Source organism: Moorena sp. SIO4A1 (assembly GCF_010672065.1).
GTDB lineage: Bacteria > Cyanobacteriota > Cyanobacteriia > Cyanobacteriales > Coleofasciculaceae > Moorena.
Genome location: NZ_JAAHHX010000059.1, coordinates 1 through 16,958, shown reverse-complemented (window position 1 = coordinate 16,958; position 16,958 = coordinate 1). Strand labels below are relative to the sequence as shown.

Here is a 16,958-nt window from a genome sequence, read left to right as displayed (position 1 = left end):
AAATTTTATCATAAACAAACCCTGATAAACATAGATACTGCATTCTTTTTTATTGGTCGGAATTCATCTCACCGCCAAATCAGAGATTATGGCGGGAGATGAATTCCGACATTTAAGGTAAATGTGGCGTAGGGTAGGTTAGGAAGCCGCTCACCCTGATTTTATTAGTAGCCAGTGTTGGCACATTCTGTCCGGGAATGAAATGGGCAAGATGCCCGTTCCACCAAGATGCCCGTTCCACCAAGATGCCCGTTCCACCAAGATGCCCATTCCACCCACCAGCTCAAACAGCTTTTAGGAGATGCACCCCTTTCGGATTTATTTACAATAATAATCTCTAGTTCCTTTAGCATCCAGGGAGTCTCCCAGGCGATTCAAAGCATGAACATAAGCAGCTGTGCGCATGGAAACCGCTAGCTCCTGAGAAAGTGACCAAATTGTTTCGGTTTCTTCCACCATTTTCTCTTTCAGACGCTGATGGACTTCATCGAGCTTCCAATAGTGTCCACTCCGGTTTTGTAACCATTCAAAATAGCTAACGGTGACACCTCCAGCATTAACCAAAATGTCAGGAAAAACATAGATGCCTTTTTCTTCCAAACGATTGTCAGCTGTCGAGGTTACTGGTCCATTCGCTACTTCAAAGATATAGTTTGCTCTGATATTATCAACGTTTTCTTCAGTGATTTGATTTTCCAAAGCAGCAGGAATCAAGACATCCACATCTAAGGCTAAAAGGTCTTGATTAGTAATGACTTCATGCTCAACAATATTGCAAACGCTACCTTTACAGTAAACGGCTTTAATGCCTTGACTCGATGTTTTATATTGGCGAATACTAGGAATATCTAAGCCTTTTTTGGCATAAATACCCCCTTGAGAATCACTGACAGCCACAACTTTATAACCAGCTTTAGCTAACAGTTGCGCTATCACAGCACCAGCATTACCAAATCCTTGCACGGCTACGGTGGTATTTTGAGGCAGTTGGTCAAATTTGGGCAAAATGGATTCAATCACAAAAAACGCGCCAGTGGCGGTAGCGGTATCGCGACCAATACTTCCTCCCAAGGCCAAGGGTTTACCTGTGACGACCCCTGGACTGATTTGACGGCGAATGACGCTGTATTGATCCATCATCCAACCCATAATCATGGAGTTGGTGTAAACGTCGGGAGCGAGAATGTCAATATCAGGCCCAATGAAATCTGCGATCGCATCGATGTAACCACGACTTAACCGTTCCAACTCCAGCTTCGATAAGGCTTTAGGATTTAGAGTAATTCCCCCTTTGCCACCCCCGAAAGGCAAATTTAAGGTAGCACATTTAAAGGTCATCCAAAAGGCTAAGGATTGGACTTCATCTAAACAAACATTGGGATGGTAGCGCACTCCCCCTTTTGCTGGTCCCCTGGTGGTGTCATAGCGAACCCGATAGCCCTGAAACATCTGTAACGAGCCATCATCCATGCGGACTGGGATGGAAACGCTCAAACTAGATTTGGGATATTTTAAGCGTGCGATCGCATCCTCCGAAATTGACACATATTTCAGTGATTTATGCAATCGTTTACTGGCATCAGCAAATAATGACTCAGACATGGCCTTATTTCTCCAGCTAACAAAATTTACCATTTACCCAGTCCTGGTTATTTAATTTAATCACAGAAAAAGTGTATATTTTGTTACATTATGCTAAGCTTTACTGGTTTAGACTAAACCTCTTGCCAAACTCACGACGCTCATGATTGCACTCCTCGCCGCCCTCTCAGCTTCCGCTGCGGCAGGAATGAGAATTGCCCTGCCCCTGTTGGTGATTGGTTTGCTCCACAGTGACCAACTCTGGTCGAAGGTACCGTTACTGTCACAGATTCATCCCCCAGTCTTGCTGACTATCTTGACAATTTGGTCATTGGTGGAGCTATTTGCCTCCAAAAATCTATTAGGACAGCGAGTCTTGCAAATAGTTCAGCTACTTTTAAGTCCTCTAGTAGGGGCAATTCTTGGTATTGCTGTGACTCAGTTTGCTGAAGAACTAACGGGATTTGTCTGGGTGGTGGGTATTGTCGGCGGCTTATTAGCCTTTGTACTCCAGTTAGTTCAAGTGGGATGGTTCTACCGTTTGCGTGGCTTACCTCTGTGGGTAGTGTTTCTTCAGGATTTTCTGTGCGTAGTTTTGATAATTTTGGCTTTTGATGCTCCTGAACAAGGAGGATTAATCGCTTTACTGCTACTGTGGTTAGCCATTCGCAGTGCTAAGCATTGGTATCGTTGGTATTTTCGAGGTAAGCGTTCCCGTATCAGTGATCAAAGCCATGACCAGAATCCTGACTGACGCGGATAACTTTTAGGCGAGAATTCCTGCGCTATATTCGTGGTTGGTGAGGGTCTCTTGGCAGAGCCGTTTTTAGGTCTTTTGGATATCGTTCAGGATTACCCATGATCTTGAGCTTTGACAGCCTGTAGCACTTTTAACATTGTATCCGCTGCCTCAACCGCATCATAAGGCGACCAGACTTGGTAAGACTGGTCAGGTTTAATTAAATCCGTTTCTTGTTGGGCTAGTTCCGAAATCAGAATCTGTATGATATAGAACTTGTCTGAGCGACTCAGTTCTCTCAAGGTCGAGATTAGTTCTGATGAAACCATAAAACACTCCGGTCAAGTCGAGCGTACTTTTCTATTCTAATAGTCCTCGTCCGCTGCCATGAAGTTTTATTGGCTGGACTTCAGTATCTATAGCAATCCTATCTGATTCGTGAAAGAAATGGGCTGCTTTAAAGAAGAAGGCAGAAGGCAGAAGGCAGAAGTGAAAAGAGTTGGAGCTAGTTTTTAAAAAGTACACTTAGTTGACAAATGAATGATTTAGGATTGCTATATTAATGCTTAAATTTATTGAACCTGATAGGTCCAGATTTATACAGGAGTCTTCTGCTTAGTATTAGGGTGGGAATAATATTTATCCCCGCGCTCGATTAATTGCCATTGATCTGATGACTCTAAGTTAGCCATCTTTGCTTTAAAATCTTGGCTGCTTTCGTAAAAATCAGGGCGCATTAAAATTATATAACCTTCTGGTTTAGTAATGCGAATTAACTCATCAAAAGCATGACTGGGAGCATGATTATAAGTAAATAATCCAACATTGATATTGGCATCAAATGAATTCGATTAGAAGTCTAAATGCTCTACCAAAACTTGCTGATATAACTCCCTATAGACATTTTTTTGACGCGCTTTATTCAAATTTACTGGGACAGATCAATAGCAACTAAGTGACGGTAGCCTTCCTGGTAGAGCCTTTGACCAACCAAGCCTGTTCCTGCCGCAGCATCTAAAATTTTTGCACAGGGATGCGCTTGAGAGCAATCTCGGCAATTTTTTGTAGTGATACGTAGTCGCCATAACCAGTAAAATCATGATCATACTCCTCAGCCCATATGTCATAGTTCGCGATAATTTATTGATTATTTTTAGAACTGTAAACTTTACTGACTCTATCTGTTATACTCATTTTTATTGCTGATAGTATTGTGCTTTTTATTAAAAATAAATCTTAACATTTAACCTTGCCCTCGGCTGAGAACTCGCATTTTAGACATTAAGTCATCTGTATCTACATAACAGCCAATTAGATACCGCGATCCACTGTTGAGATTAAAGTGGGTACGGGAATGAAGGATACGACGATTGTCAAAGGCGATTAAATCCCCTGGTTGTAGTTTGAAGCGGACTTGATAGCGACTTTCTTTGACACGTCGGTACCAGGTAAGCAGAGCGTTATAGCAGGCATCGACCTGATTGTAGGGCACTTGTAACGTACCTCGTTGGGAGGTAATGCTCCGTACTTCACGAATCTGATTATAGCGATCAAGGACAATCATTGGTCCTTCGACACGATAATCTTCTTCATTGGTACTATACTTCCATTCCCAAATCGTTTCACACAAATTGCGAAAGACTTCTGGCTCTGACTGACGCAAATCCTCTGCCACCCGAAATGCATCCACAAAAACATTCTTCTCACCCTCAGCATCATTCGTTAGGCAAAATAGCATTTGTACACCTGGCTGTAACTCACGAGTTGCCAAATCGGTATGTAATGGTAAGGCAATATTTGTGTAAGCTACACTATCAGCTAGAGGTCTGTTTATATCAGCACGGACATGGAAAAATAAACCGAAACTAGAATTGCGTAGTGACCCAATTAGGGCAGCCACGTCAGCACTCGATTGTTGTTCCGGTGGCAGATTCCGCAGTAAACCCAATCCGGTTGTGTAAATTGCTCGAATCCAGGCGGCGCTTTATTCTGGGTTGGTGAGCACAGTAGGACCATCAAAGGTAGAAACTGCTCCCAAAGATTCCCGATCCCAAAGCTTGCGCTCAAATTGAACTAGTGGAGTCAATTCTCCCTCTAGGTCGTAGGCATAGTGGCGCAACCAACCGGGATGGTAACGACTGATGTAATCTTCTGGCTGCCAGTGAATTACTAGAGACCCACTGTCGTCAACAGAAACCGATTCAATCGAGAGATTTTTGGCAACTTCATCGATTTCAAAGATTGGTTCGCGGGTAGATAGTTTAATAGAGTGTTCGGAAGCACAATTATCCCGTAGCCAAAGGGTATGAAAACGACTCTTCAACCCATCATCCCAAGTTACTTCCACCCCATTAGTTAAAAGCACTGCCTGGGTGATGAGCTGATGTGATGGGTAAGAGCTGATTCGTAAAGTAAATCTTAAGAAGTCTGAAAGCCTTGCTATGATTGTCTTTTCGGTATTAAATAGTTCAATTGTTCTATTTTAGCGCAAGCCTTATCCTACAAGGTTTAGTGCGAGTTTACGAATCAGCTCTAAGTATTAAAATCCGGTGTACGTGGTAATTCAAGGGTTTTTGTAATCATCAGTAGATTCTGTAAATTATCTAGGGTTTGCTGAAAAAGTCTTTTGGTATTGGTAGGAGTCAGGAGTTAGGAGTCAGGAGTTAGGAGAAATGGGAATTATATAGGAGGTAGTCGGAAGACAAGTCCGATGATTTTTCTGCTCTTGTCTGCCCAAAAGGCTAAGTTATTGAGCTTTTTCGACCGAAAAGCTGGCACTTTTTTCGACCCAACAAGGCTAAAACCTTTATCTGTCAATGCTTTGAGAGTTAATCAGCAAGCCCTATCTAGACAGCCTGGGAGCTATTTACTAAACTCCAGTGTCAAGATACGGCAATCGCAGTATCTTGAATAAAAGAAGCGATTGCATCAAATTTAGGACTACCAGCAGTTCTTCCAGGGGACAAGTCTTGGGGATAGGTTAATCTAAACTCTAGTTAGGATGAAACGCTCTCCTTTCCAGGAGTCCGATCCTCGATATTCTGTTCCTTCTGCAGATCAAGGGGGAACGTCTGCACATCACTAATAGTTTCAAAGTCTAAGCTGCCAACATCAATCTTGCGGACTTGACGGTTGTGTTGAGTATGGTAATAGGTTACCTTGTTTGTGAGATCCTGAGCCGTTGTCCAAAGGGTTGAACTCCGCATACCTGATTTGTCTAGATCTTCACCTTCAGATCCCTCGGATGCTCCGAGCGGAACATTAAAATTATCAAGTATACGAAACAATTCATACATCGTCTCAAGTCCGTCACTGGTTGGTCTTGCAGTTTGAGTAAAAGCAACAGCACGGATCAAACGTGATGGAGGTGTAAAATCTCCTGGAAGCCCAATCATTCCACTACCGCTACCTAATGGGCTAAAATTAATTGAGCCAATCTCCTGATCTGGAAGAGCTACAGCAGAGAGATTGACATAATTTCGTAAATTAGTGATATGCCAGTCGTATGTTGGGGCGTTAGTAATAACCCCTAGTTCCGCATCAAAGATTTGTGGTTTGCCTTGTAACCATTCAATGACGATCTGTTCACCCGAAGGATCGCTGACCATCAAGTGAATTGGTGCAGGTATCTCAAGAGCTGGTTCAACAACGTTGACCACTACGATCTGGTTTATTGCCTGACGAACATCATCTAATGTGGCACAGGTGGAAAGAAGATAGTTGGCAACATCGGTCGGTGCCATTGACTTGTCTGCGATGATTGAATCATAATCTATATATTCAGCGAAACCTGGATGATAAAAGACTCCGGCAGTTAATCCCTTTTCATTCATACCATCAAAGACAATTGGCTGATTTAGACCATCTATTCCTACTACTCCATATTTGCCAGTCCACTGTATACCAGGCAAATGGACATTCTTATCGTTAGAGAGTTCCGTAACAAACTCGTGGCCTCTGGGCAGGATCAATATTCGAGATTCTATATCAAAGACACCCCATTCCAGTGTTCGACCATAGACCATAGCACCGTCTTCTGCTGTTAGGGTGATACCTGTGCAAGCATAAGCAACAGGCATTAGGCTAATTAAACAAAACATAAAGGCTAAAGCCAATGTCAGCACTCTTGATTTTATGTTTTTCATCACTCAGCTAATTTTTGATGCTGTACACAATAAGTTATACTTTTTTTCCTGTGAAGAAGGCAACGAGTAATTATGCCTAATTTTTCCATTCTACTGAAGTTTAGACTAACCTACTTCCCCAGGGCTATTTCATTCTAAATAGGTTTTTGAGTGTGTTAAGGCTAAAGCCAGCCCGACGCTGGGCTTGAGCCATATTTTGAAAACCATTGTCCCGATATAAATTCAGAGGCAAAGTTGCGTGCCAGTGCCCAAATTTGTAAGCCTAGGTGGGGTACGAATCCGTGAAGCATCTTCCCCTTTAGTTACCGATACGGACATAATGCACTTTGTTCTCCACTCCCCAATAGCCTCGAATCCGTTTGGCAAAAGCGTCAGCCGTATCGATAAATGAGGCAACAAAGAGCGCGAGTTTCGTGGGAAACTTCAATCAGAGAAGCCCGATAGATTCGACGTTCACCACTCCACTCGAATCAGGGTGCTCAGTCGTGGTAAAATCGGCGTTGCTGAATCATGAAATGGTTTCACCTGAAAGGGGGATTTTATGATATTTTCAATAATAAATAAGAAGCCTAATTTATAATTCCAACATTTCTAATGATTTAGAATAGCAAAGAGTGCGTCGATGTAGTCTAGCCAAATAATGTTTTAATCTCATATTTTCATTTTATATTCTAGTCATATAAGTTGTCTTAGTTAAATGATCAATATCATCAAGAAATATTTTATAGACAACATATTTATCAGTAACATACCAAAAGCTATGCCAACATTGTCTTGATGCAGTCGCTCATGGTTTGAATTTACCGTAAGATAGTGGAGCCTTATTAAAAAATATTTAACCCTTTTCTGCATAACCTGCTAACTATAAAGGCTCCACTATCTAAGGTTTTGTCTCCGGGGGAAACCCCCAAGACCGCGCTGCATCGCTTTACGCTCTTCCAAAGCTTTTTAAAAGTTTCCGAACTCCGGTCACCAACTATAAAGTTTAAAATTCCGGGATAGCGCTTGTTAGCTGCGGTCCTTTGAAGTTACCGTAAGAGAGTGGCTAGAAGTTTCCGTAGAGAAGGGTAGCCTTTATAGTTGGTCGGCTGTGAGTAAAAGGGTTAAGTCTTGTTTAGTAAGGCTACCCTTCTCAAGGATTCAGCTCCGGCCTTTATAGAGACAGGTTATGGGTAATAGTTTGAAGTTATCTGAAATAAGGCCGGAGATGAAACCTTAGAATAAAGAAGCCTTTATAGGCGAAAGGCTATGGGTAAAAGGGATAAAACTCATGGAATAAGGCTTCTTTATTCTTACGGTAACTTCAAACCACTCTCTAAGGTTTCGTCTCACACCCAAACCTTGTTTTTTTTTAACAAAGGTTTGTAGCACATCTATTTCAGTAATTTCAGGGATTTATGAGCGTGAAACAACATACATCTTTTAAGCGTAAACTAATTTTTTTTACCCAACCTATTATGGTGGTATGGTGAACACCAGTCACTCTTTCTATGGCTCTAAAGCCCATGCCATTTAGATACATTTTTAAGCATAGCAATTTAGTTTTTTCATCGTAACCACGCTCAGTTTTAACCTCTATAAATTGTCGTCCACATTCGTTGCATTTATATCTTTGTTTTCCTCTTTGATGACCATATTTATGAGTTTTATTGCTATGACATCTAGGGCATTCCATGGTTTTATTTTTAGTATACCATTTTTGGGTTCAGCAACGCCGGAAAATCAGGTATACCATCAAGTTGATCACGCTTTACTGACGGTGCGTTATTTTTGCGGTAACTTCTGACCCGGTTTAAAAACACGGGGTTTTGGCTTGGGTAATTCCAGAAAATGGCCAAAATAGCGGTTTTATCACCAAAAAGTCCTATTTTTTTGATATTTGGCGATTTACCGAGGGAGGATGTCAAGAAGCAGCAATTCTAAACCCAGCATGTTGGTAGAAGTAGGGACGGAACCAGTTACGATAGAATGTGGATGCTTCTGTTCCAGTAGTCACCCAAGCACCACCAAGCATCATGTTATGTTGGGTATCAAAGAAGGGAGCAGAATAATCTTCATAGAGCCGATGGGGCTTGAATCCTGGTAGCGGCTTGAAGTCATCACTGAGCCACTCCCATACATTCCCCCGCAGGTCATAGAGTCCAGCAGGACTTTTAGCAGTTTGTAACATACCCACTGGGCTAGGTGAGCCAAACTTGAGATTTAGATTGTAATCCTGTATCGCAAAGGGGTCTTGTTGGAAATTTGTGCTACTTTCATCCCTGCCAGCAGTGGCAAGATTCCACTCCGCTTCACTCATCAAACGAATCCCTTGCCCCTTCCAACGACAGTAAGCCATGGCTTCATGGTGATTAACTTCAACGGGCCAATCGAGAGGAAGGTCAATCTCGTCAAACATGGCTCGATACTTGTAGCCACTATTAGTAGGTATCCAGAATTTAGGGTGCTTGATATTATAGATTGTCTTCCACGTCCAGGATTCTTTATCCCAGTAATCTGGATTATCGTAGCCATTATCATTAATAAACTCCAGAAATTCTCCGTTGGTAATCAGATACTCACTGGCTAAAAACGGTTTAACCTCCACCGAACGATTGCCATATTCACTATCCCAGCCATAGGTAGGATAATCTTCTGGTTTACCAAGTTCTACCGAACCCCCAGAAACTTGGAGCATTTCATTCTTGGAAACCTTGTCATTAGAAACAGCATAATTCCAGCTCTCAGGACGTTCAAGCCGCTCTACAGGCAGTTGTCGGATCAGCATCGAAGAGGTTTCAAAGTGCGTGCGACTGTGTTCAATTCCCATCATCAGCGCCCAAAGAGGGTGATTTTGATGAATTGGCAGATTCAGAGGAGTCTTTTCGATAGTTTCTATAACCACCCCATACACTTGATCTCGATAGCGCCAAACCTCTTCCACTGTCGGCCAGTGGATATCTTTGGTTGCTTGATCGAGTTCTTCAGGAGTTTCCGGGTCCACACCAATCTCAAACAGGATTTCATAGTTAGCATTAATCGGTTTATCTAATAACCCAACCCCAAGGAATTTATTGATGTAGAAGACAGCCGAGTGACCCAAATAGAAAATCAGACGATTTCTTAAGGGGTCGGGACTGATATAGAATGTTTCTTCCCCAACCAGACTTTTCATCAGAACATCTTCGAGTTCCCATGAATTCTTAAAGTAATTGATAATGGTTTCGCGACTGCAGCTGTCAAGGCGAGGGAATTGAGTAGATTCGAGAGTATCCATGGTTTGAGTGCCAAATATTATTCTTAAACTTAGGGGTGTCTATATTCAGCGGTCAGCGGTCAGTGGTCAGTGGTCAGCGGTCAGCGGTCAGTAGTCAGCGGTCAGCGGTCAGCAGTCAGTGGTCAGCGGTCAGCGGTCAGTGGTCAGCCGTCAGTGGTCAGCCGTCAGCCTTTAGCTGATAACTGAGAGCTGATAACTGATAGCTGTTCGCGTAGCGTGCGCGTAGCGCTTAAGCTGATAGCTGATCGCTTACACGTCGATTACACAGTCTGTATCTGACACAGGAGTAAACCAAACCATTGCTTGGTATCAGTCCAAGCCTGAACTGTGTTTAGTCCCCGACCGTTTAGATAGTGCTGCATCTGCTCTACATTGAATTTGCGAGAAATTTCTGTAAGCATGCTTTCTCCTGCTTGAAACTCAACCGTTAAATCCAGGCTGGCTAAGCGCACAACATGGGTTTCCTGGCAATGTAAATACATCTCAATCTGACTTTCTGATTGATTATAAATCGCCTGATGGGTAAAGCGATCGAGGTCAAAATTTCCTTGGAAACGCCAGTTCAGATGTGCTAGCATATTCAGGTTAAATGCCCCAGTCACCCCCTGACTATCGTTATAGGCAGCTTCCAGAATCTCCTTCGGTTTTTGTAAGTCAATGCCCAACAAAAAGTAATCTCCTGGTGCTAGTAAACCTGTGATTTGCTCAAAAAAGCGATCGCACTGTTCAGGAGCAAAATTCCCCAAGCTACTACCCAAAAAGAAAACCATCCGCTTAGGTAATGGTGTTGGAGTTAATTGGCTCAGGGCGTGTTCATAGGTTCCCACCTGACCCTGAACCTTTAACTTGGGATAATCCAGCAACAGCTGCTTGGCACTGTCCTCAAGAATCTCCCCACTCACATCAATAGGAACATAGCGCAAGGGATATCCCTGACTTTCATAGGCATCCAACAACAAGCGAGTCTTGGTAGAACTCCCACTACCCAGTTCCACCAATTCGCAAGCTCCCGTCAATTGAGCAACGTCTACAGCATACTGTTGTAAAATTTCTGCTTCTGTGCGGGTGGGATAATATTCCGGTAACTCGCAGATTTGCTCAAATAATTGGGAGCCTTTTTGATCGTAAAAGTAACGAGGTGGCAAACATTTCGGCCTTTGGGTTAATCCTCCAATGATATCTTTGCCATCATCTGTTGCAGTAGGCAGGTTGGCACTCCCGAGATAGTTAATTCGTAGGCGATCCTCACTGAATCTCAGATTCTTTGTGGTCTCTTTAAAAGTTGTTGACATAATACTCTTTTAAATTTAGTTTGCCAAAAACAGTTTGCTAAAAACAGTACATTTATACTGATTAAGACATGATCTGATTAGCACCGGTTAAGAGTACCATAATTTTTACCAGTTTTGAATAGCTTTTACTTTGGACAGCGAACCCAGGGATTTAGCTATACTTTGTCGATTCTGAGGGCAGGGCAAACCCATCTATCTAAATTAATCTAAATTAGATTGACAAATAAGCAATAGTGTGATATTGACAAGCCAGGTTAACTTGATCACGAAATATAAGATAATGAATTCATCACTAATTTTGAGAAGTTGAGTTGTCTGACAAATGAAAAACGGCGTCTTAATGCAAAGCGCGAGTGGGTGAAACCCCCGTAAGACATAACCGCAGGATGGGGGAGCCTTGTATTGATGAACTTAAAATTAGATAGATTAATCACGAAAAATGAAAATGGTATCCGAATTCATATTTATGGCTGTTTAATCGCTTATTTGATATGAAAACTAATTATAAATACCTGAATAGTTTGGAAAAACAGCATTAGATAAAATTCGTTATATTCAGTCAGATATGTCTCAATCAATTAGCTATGTAGATTGGTTTATAAAAATAATTTGGTTAAGCTAAAATAGTAATTTATAGTTTATAGGGTTAATATTAACTCAAAATGTAAAGTTTTTTTGCGCCATTCAACATGATCTGATACTAATCATAATATAATGCTATGGCGGGCCAGGGGCAAGCACAGGAACCTATGCCCCTGGCTCCTGTCGTAACTGGTTCCGCCGCAAGGTTTATCAAAATGCTGGTTTTGAGATTGCTAAATACCTAAAAAAAATAGATGGCATGAACACTTGAACGGAGAGGAGAACTCAACAATCAAGCTTCAGACAATTCTAGATTACTCAAAATATCAAAGATTAATAGGAGACTGTTATGACATTAACATCTGACAAAGCCCCAACAATTGGACTGGTAGAAGTACCTGCCCTGGGATTATATGACCCAGACGGCAATAATTGGACTGCCTTATACAGAAAGAACACTCTAATCAGCAAGCAGGTTTTGATAGCCGATCTGCAAGCGGGGGGTTTCGATGCTCAATTGGTCAATCTCAAAGATGGTGATTGTCAAGAACCATTTGGAGAGGTGACTTGGAAAGGCATGAATCTGACTAAGACCTATGTCGGGCAGAGGATTCTGGATATAGATCCAGAAGCTTATGATGCTTGGGGGGTGACAGTTAACTACACTCAAGAGCGCCAAGTCAGCTGTCTGGCGATCGCCCATCTAGCCAGTAAAGGAAAACCAGTTGTAGTTGGCGGTTCCGATGCCATTGCCGAACCCCGTAACTACCTGGATGCAGGTGCAACAGCCATCGTAATTGATAAATCTGGTGCAGCCAATTGGCCGATTTTAGACTATGTACTAGGACTTACTCCACGAGAAAAGCTGACGGGTGTAATCTTAGCGGATGGGAGTTATCATCCAACCCGTACTAAAGCGATGAGTCCAGAGGAGTGGGCCTTACCCTCAGTGGAATTAGCCAGGCAATGTTTAGGGGAAGAATACTCGGAAGAACCTTTTGTAGAACAACTCGTACCTATAGGGTCCGTATATCCTGACATCGGATGCGATCGCAAATGTGACTTCTGCCAGACTCCAACTTACACCTCAGGCTATCGCCGAATGTCACCGCAAACGACCCTCAATTGGATTGCTCGTCAGAAGGAAGCTGGTGCAAAGTGTGTAGTTATGGGTTCCGATCAATTCCTCGGTCGCGTTCTGTTTCCAGGAGGTCGAGAAGAGGTTCTAGAGATTACAAAAGGCGCAAGAGAGATGGGAATGCCACTTTTGTGGCCTAATGGTTTGGAACTGAGGAAAGCGACTTTAGGCAGGGGACGCAACTATGACCATACAGACCTCACACCTGACGAAGAACTGATAGAAGCCCTTTGGGGATGGGATGGCAAGGTTGGCGGTTTTCTAGGTTACATTCCCGCCGAACGTCCAGTTTTTGGCAGAGAATCCTATAGCAAACTTCTCCCCTGGCAACAGCATTGTGAGATGATGCAGGCGATCGTTCGGGCTGGTCTTCCCGTTATTGTCTATGGTGTGATCATTGGATTTCCCGATGACAGTCACGAAAGTTTACTCCGCCTTGAGGAAGCAGTCTTAGAACTTCATCAACAACTCAGAGAAATTAACCCAGACCTGGAATTTCAAGTTGCTTGCTATTCCATTTCCCCTATACCAGGAACACCCCAAGGGGAAAACATCCGCAAGTCTGGTTTATTGCGCTTTGACGATCCTTCTATAGTTGGTGGGTTCTGGACACCCAGTTGTGACACACGCTTCCTGAGCTACGAGGATATTTCTGAGTGGCAATTTCGTCTAGTTCAAATTGGAAAAGCAGAATCTAAATTGATAAACTATCATGGAGGTTTGACCAAGATGGCTTCTATCAGTTAATTAATCAAGACAATTGTTGATTCAAGATAACGGCTTTATTTCACGACTTTTTCAAGAAATTATAATTCATTTGAAATTATGAAAATAGGATTAGTAGAGTTACCACACCTGAAATTATTAGACCCTGACGGCATTGATTGGACAGACCATAACAAACATCCTCTAATCAGCAAGCAAATCCTAATGTCCAATCTAGAAGCAGGGGGATTTGAGGTGGAATTGTTGAATCTTAAAGATGCTACTGATCAGGAAGAGTTTGGACAAGTAAATTGGAAGGGGATGACCCTGCGGAAGATTGCGTATGGAGGAAAAATTAGTTCGGTCGATCCCTATACTTGTGATGCTTGGGGGGTAACCAGTAATTTTACCATCCATCGGGAGCTAGCTATTGCAGTAATAAAGCATCTAGCAAAAGGAGGCAAACCAATTATAGTCGGAGGTTCAGATGTTATAGCTCAACCCCGACTCTATTTAGATGCTGGTGCAACGGCTGTGGTAAAAGATAAATCAGGCGCTGCAAACTGGGCAATTTTTGACTATGTGTTGGGACAGCCCCAACGAGAAGAACTATCTGGAGTCTTATTTGCTGATGGTACTCAATATCCTAGACGCCGTCATCCCTTGCACCCACAGGATTGGCCACTTCCATCCCCTTCTATTGCCAAGGCTTGTTTAGGTGGGGGAGGTGACTTTAATAATTCCTCTCTAGTGCCAACCGGCGCTGTTATGTTTGACCTCGGATGCGATCGCACCTGTGACTTTTGCCAAACCCCGACCTATGGCTCAGGTTACTTGCGCATGACTCCCCAACGAGCCTTGGAATGGGCTGCCCGTCAAAAAGAAGCTGGGGCAAGGAGTGTCGTCTCTGACTCCGACCAATTCCTGGGTCGGGTGATCTTTGGAGACGAAGGACGGCAAGAAGTTCTCGATATTACCCAAGGATTGCGGGATATGAATTTGCCAGTTTCCTGGGACAATGGTATTGAACTGAAAAAAGCCACAAGAGGACGTGGACGGGAGCGCACTCCAGAGGATTTACTTCCAGATGAAGAACTGGTAGAAGCAATGTGGGGTTGGGATGGCAAGACAGGCTGCTATATGACTTACATCCCCGCTGAAAGACCCTTTGCCAACCGTCAAGCTTACAAAAAGTTGTTACCGTGGCAGCAACACTGTGACATGGTAAGTGCTGTTGTACGGGCTGGTGTCCCGATTATTTCCTATGGTTTTATTATCGGGCTACCTGATGATGACCGCGATAGCTTACTCTATCTTGAAGAAGCAGTGTCGGAACTTAAACAAAAACTCAAAGCAATCAACCCTTCTCTTGTTCTTTTTGTTATGCCTCTTTGTCTAATTCCCCTTACAGGAACACCGCAAGAGCAAAATCTGTTAAAGTCGGGATTATTGCGTTTTGAAGATCCCACGATTCGCGGTAATTTCTGGACGAGTTGTGCAGATACTCATCACATGAGCTATCAAGAAGTTTCAGATTTTCAATCAAGTATGTTCCGCCACCTTACAGATGCTTGGGAAATACAGTCAATGCCTCAGGGCAGAACAGCACCTCGTTAACCAGTGGTCTGTCTGTCAGCTACTAGGTCTAACGGAGATAATTTATTAGGGCTCTCCTAGTTATTAGGGCTCTCCTAGGGTGGCTAAGCTGGTCTTCATTTAAATTGAATTGTTCTGGCAGCAAGGGAGCAAGGGGGCAGGGGAGCAGGGGAGCTCACAGGGGTAGGTTTTTTACAAAGGGGCGAGTACGTACTTTTATTGTCTTTATCCGGAGCACGAGTGGGGGAAATATTGTCTTTATCCAGAGCGCGAGTGGGGGAAACCCGGCAGTTCCATCAAGACAATGATGATTTTTAACGACAATAATGGTATATTTTCTTATCCCCCACACCCCACACCCCACACCCCACACCCCACACCTGAGGTCTTTGTAAAAAACCTACCCTTATGAGGAGCAGGGGAGAGGGTTTGACGTTTTTTTATAACTGAATAATCCCCAATTTAAATGCGCAACAGCTTATGATAAATTAGTATAAATTAATAAAAGCGATGCAGCGCGGTCTTGGGGATCCCCCCCCAATAAGCGACTGCCGTGGTTTCCACGGGGCTTACAAGGTGCGGACGCAGGTTCCGCACACAGACCCAAAACCATGAGCGACTGCATCAAGACATAGCTCTGAATTTATTCAAACAAGAAAGTACAGAAACAACGGGAATTAAAACTAAATGAAAAAAAGCTGGATGGGATAACGATTATCTCCTCAAAGTTTTAGGTGTTTAAGTTTTAGTTAATAAGTCAATTTACTGACTAAATGGCGTTTGGCAATTTGCCATCGGTTTAGACTAAAATATCTAGCTTTATATTATGCTGTCAATATATATTAATTATCTAAAACAATACTTACTCTTTGTATAAGCGATACAAATATTATACCAGTTTTATCTGTTCCCGTCAAAATTTTAAGGTCAGCTAAAATTTTAGAGTCATTCAAACGCTTTTTTGAGCTAGTTTCTAGCGATTAGATGCGTTTCCCCTGTTTATTAGGTACGCTTGAATCGCACAAATGACTACCTAACCTGATATACCCAGATCCGATAATAACCATCAGGTTTAGCTGTGGATAGGGGTGAGAACTGATCACCAATTTCTACTAACTTCCACTGGCCCAACTCTTCTAATGCAGTCAACTTTTGCTTAAAATCGCTGTTCTGATAAAAATCAAGACGCAAGGTAAAAATAATGTATCCTCCAGGCTTAGTAATGCGGACCAGTTCGTCAAAAGAGCTGCTGGGGGCATGTCCATAGGTAAACACACCAACACTGATAATGGCATCAAAGGAGTCTGAGGGAAAGTCAAGGGGTTCACCCATAACTTTTTGGTAGAGCGCAGTATAGACATTCTTTTTACGTGCCTGCTCTAACATTTCGCTTGAAATATCCATCCCCTCTAGATTAGAGTAGCCATTCTGGTATAAAATTTCTCCTACCAAACCTGTACCAGCACCAGCATCCAAAATCCTGGCATCTTCGGAAACCAACGGCGATAATACTTCCACTACTTTCTGGGGAGCTACATAGTTACATTCATTTACTAAGTCTTGGTCGTAGTCTTTTGCCCATTTCTTATAATAGTCAGTCAATTCTTGACAATTGTTAGAACTATATATCTCTTTTTGTCTATCTTCTAAGTTCATTTTAAACAATTATAAGTTTTTGCAAAATCAAATACTGCACCTATCTTTAATCATAACCTAAATTCCGCACTTTAAGCTGTAAAATAGGTAAACACCCATATAGCGATTGCTTAGAGCAATCCCTGAACCCAATCAACCGAACTAGGGCATGTCGTCAGTTAAGCCAGATGACAGAAGCGGCGAGATGAATGGCTCCCAAAAAATTACGAGCAGTTTTATCAAGCGCGAGTTGCTATTGCCCTGTATTGCTTAAGTTTCTGAAAAAAGT

Annotated in this window: 14 protein-coding genes and 1 pseudogene; 5 read left to right on the top strand and 10 right to left on the bottom strand. The window is 42.6% G+C overall.

Going from position 1 to position 16,958, the window contains the following annotated elements:
• Positions 1-164 precede the first annotated feature (164 nt).
• Both F6K53_RS27885 and F6K53_RS27880 read right to left on the bottom strand, forming a co-directional pair.
• Positions 165-287: a hypothetical protein gene (locus F6K53_RS27885; protein WP_293070941.1), complete on the bottom strand. Its 123-nt coding sequence runs from the start codon at positions 285-287 to the stop codon at positions 165-167.
• A gap of 31 nt (positions 288-318) precedes the next feature.
• Positions 319-1,602, bottom strand: coding sequence for a Glu/Leu/Phe/Val dehydrogenase (locus F6K53_RS27880; protein WP_293070953.1), 1,284 nt, complete (start codon positions 1,600-1,602; stop codon positions 319-321).
• Positions 1,603-1,744: 142 nt separating this feature from the next.
• On the opposite strand from F6K53_RS27880, the gene F6K53_RS27875 reads away from it, so the two are divergent.
• Complete coding sequence (locus tag F6K53_RS27875; RefSeq protein WP_293042386.1) at positions 1,745-2,335, top strand: DUF4126 domain-containing protein; 591 nt, start codon at positions 1,745-1,747, stop codon at positions 2,333-2,335.
• A gap of 98 nt (positions 2,336-2,433) precedes the next feature.
• Here the strand turns inward: F6K53_RS27875 and F6K53_RS27870 are convergent, their stop codons facing one another.
• The 6 genes from F6K53_RS27870 to ovoA all read right to left on the bottom strand — a co-directional run bounded on the left by F6K53_RS27870 (position 2,434) and on the right by ovoA (position 9,721).
• On the bottom strand, positions 2,434-2,649 hold the full coding sequence (locus tag F6K53_RS27870; RefSeq protein ID WP_293070943.1) for a hypothetical protein: 216 nt from the start codon (positions 2,647-2,649) through the stop codon (positions 2,434-2,436).
• Positions 2,650-3,563: 914 nt separating this feature from the next.
• Positions 3,564-4,292 carry a TauD/TfdA family dioxygenase gene (locus tag F6K53_RS27865; RefSeq protein WP_293042407.1) on the bottom strand — a complete coding sequence of 243 codons (729 nt, stop codon included), beginning with the start codon at positions 4,290-4,292 and terminating at the stop codon, positions 3,564-3,566.
• A gap of 12 nt (positions 4,293-4,304) precedes the next feature.
• On the bottom strand, positions 4,305-4,685 hold the full coding sequence (locus tag F6K53_RS27860; protein ID WP_293042374.1) for a gamma-butyrobetaine hydroxylase-like domain-containing protein: 381 nt from the start codon (positions 4,683-4,685) through the stop codon (positions 4,305-4,307).
• A gap of 631 nt (positions 4,686-5,316) precedes the next feature.
• On the bottom strand, positions 5,317-6,465 hold the full coding sequence (locus F6K53_RS27855) for a choloylglycine hydrolase family protein (protein ID WP_293070945.1): 1,149 nt from the start codon (positions 6,463-6,465) through the stop codon (positions 5,317-5,319).
• A gap of 1,685 nt (positions 6,466-8,150) precedes the next feature.
• Positions 8,151-8,372, bottom strand: coding sequence for a hypothetical protein (locus F6K53_RS27850; RefSeq protein WP_293082897.1), 222 nt, complete (start codon positions 8,370-8,372; stop codon positions 8,151-8,153).
• Entirely contained in the window at positions 8,369-9,721 is a 1,353-nt protein-coding gene (gene ovoA, locus F6K53_RS27845; RefSeq protein ID WP_293082895.1) for a 5-histidylcysteine sulfoxide synthase, read from the bottom strand. Before ovoA ends, F6K53_RS27850 begins: the two co-directional genes overlap by 4 nt.
• A gap of 69 nt (positions 9,722-9,790) precedes the next feature.
• Between ovoA and F6K53_RS27840 the strand changes: the two genes are divergently transcribed.
• Positions 9,791-9,907, top strand: a complete 117-nt coding sequence (locus F6K53_RS27840) for a hypothetical protein (protein ID WP_366511371.1) — start codon at positions 9,791-9,793, stop codon at positions 9,905-9,907.
• Positions 9,908-9,981: 74 nt separating this feature from the next.
• Here F6K53_RS27840 and egtD read toward each other — a convergent pair whose 3' ends face one another.
• Positions 9,982-11,013, bottom strand: a complete 1,032-nt coding sequence (gene egtD / locus F6K53_RS27835) for an L-histidine N(alpha)-methyltransferase (protein WP_293082889.1) — start codon at positions 11,011-11,013, stop codon at positions 9,982-9,984.
• 405 nt (positions 11,014-11,418) lie between these two features.
• On the opposite strand from egtD, the pseudogene F6K53_RS27830 reads away from it, so the two are divergent.
• The 3 genes and pseudogenes from F6K53_RS27830 to F6K53_RS27820 all read left to right on the top strand — a co-directional run.
• A pseudogene (locus F6K53_RS27830) lies at positions 11,419-11,635 on the top strand (IS4 family transposase); the annotation flags it as partial.
• Between the two features lie 309 nt (positions 11,636-11,944).
• Positions 11,945-13,480, top strand: a complete 1,536-nt coding sequence (locus F6K53_RS27825; protein ID WP_293082886.1) for a radical SAM protein — start codon at positions 11,945-11,947, stop codon at positions 13,478-13,480.
• 78 nt (positions 13,481-13,558) lie between these two features.
• Positions 13,559-15,055: a radical SAM protein gene (locus tag F6K53_RS27820; RefSeq protein ID WP_293082884.1), complete on the top strand. Its 1,497-nt coding sequence runs from the start codon at positions 13,559-13,561 to the stop codon at positions 15,053-15,055.
• Positions 15,056-16,063: 1,008 nt separating this feature from the next.
• Here F6K53_RS27820 and F6K53_RS27815 read toward each other — a convergent pair.
• A complete protein-coding gene (locus F6K53_RS27815; RefSeq protein ID WP_293082881.1) occupies positions 16,064-16,690 on the bottom strand; it encodes a class I SAM-dependent methyltransferase in 627 nt (208 codons plus the stop codon).
• Positions 16,691-16,958: the final 268 nt, after the last annotated feature.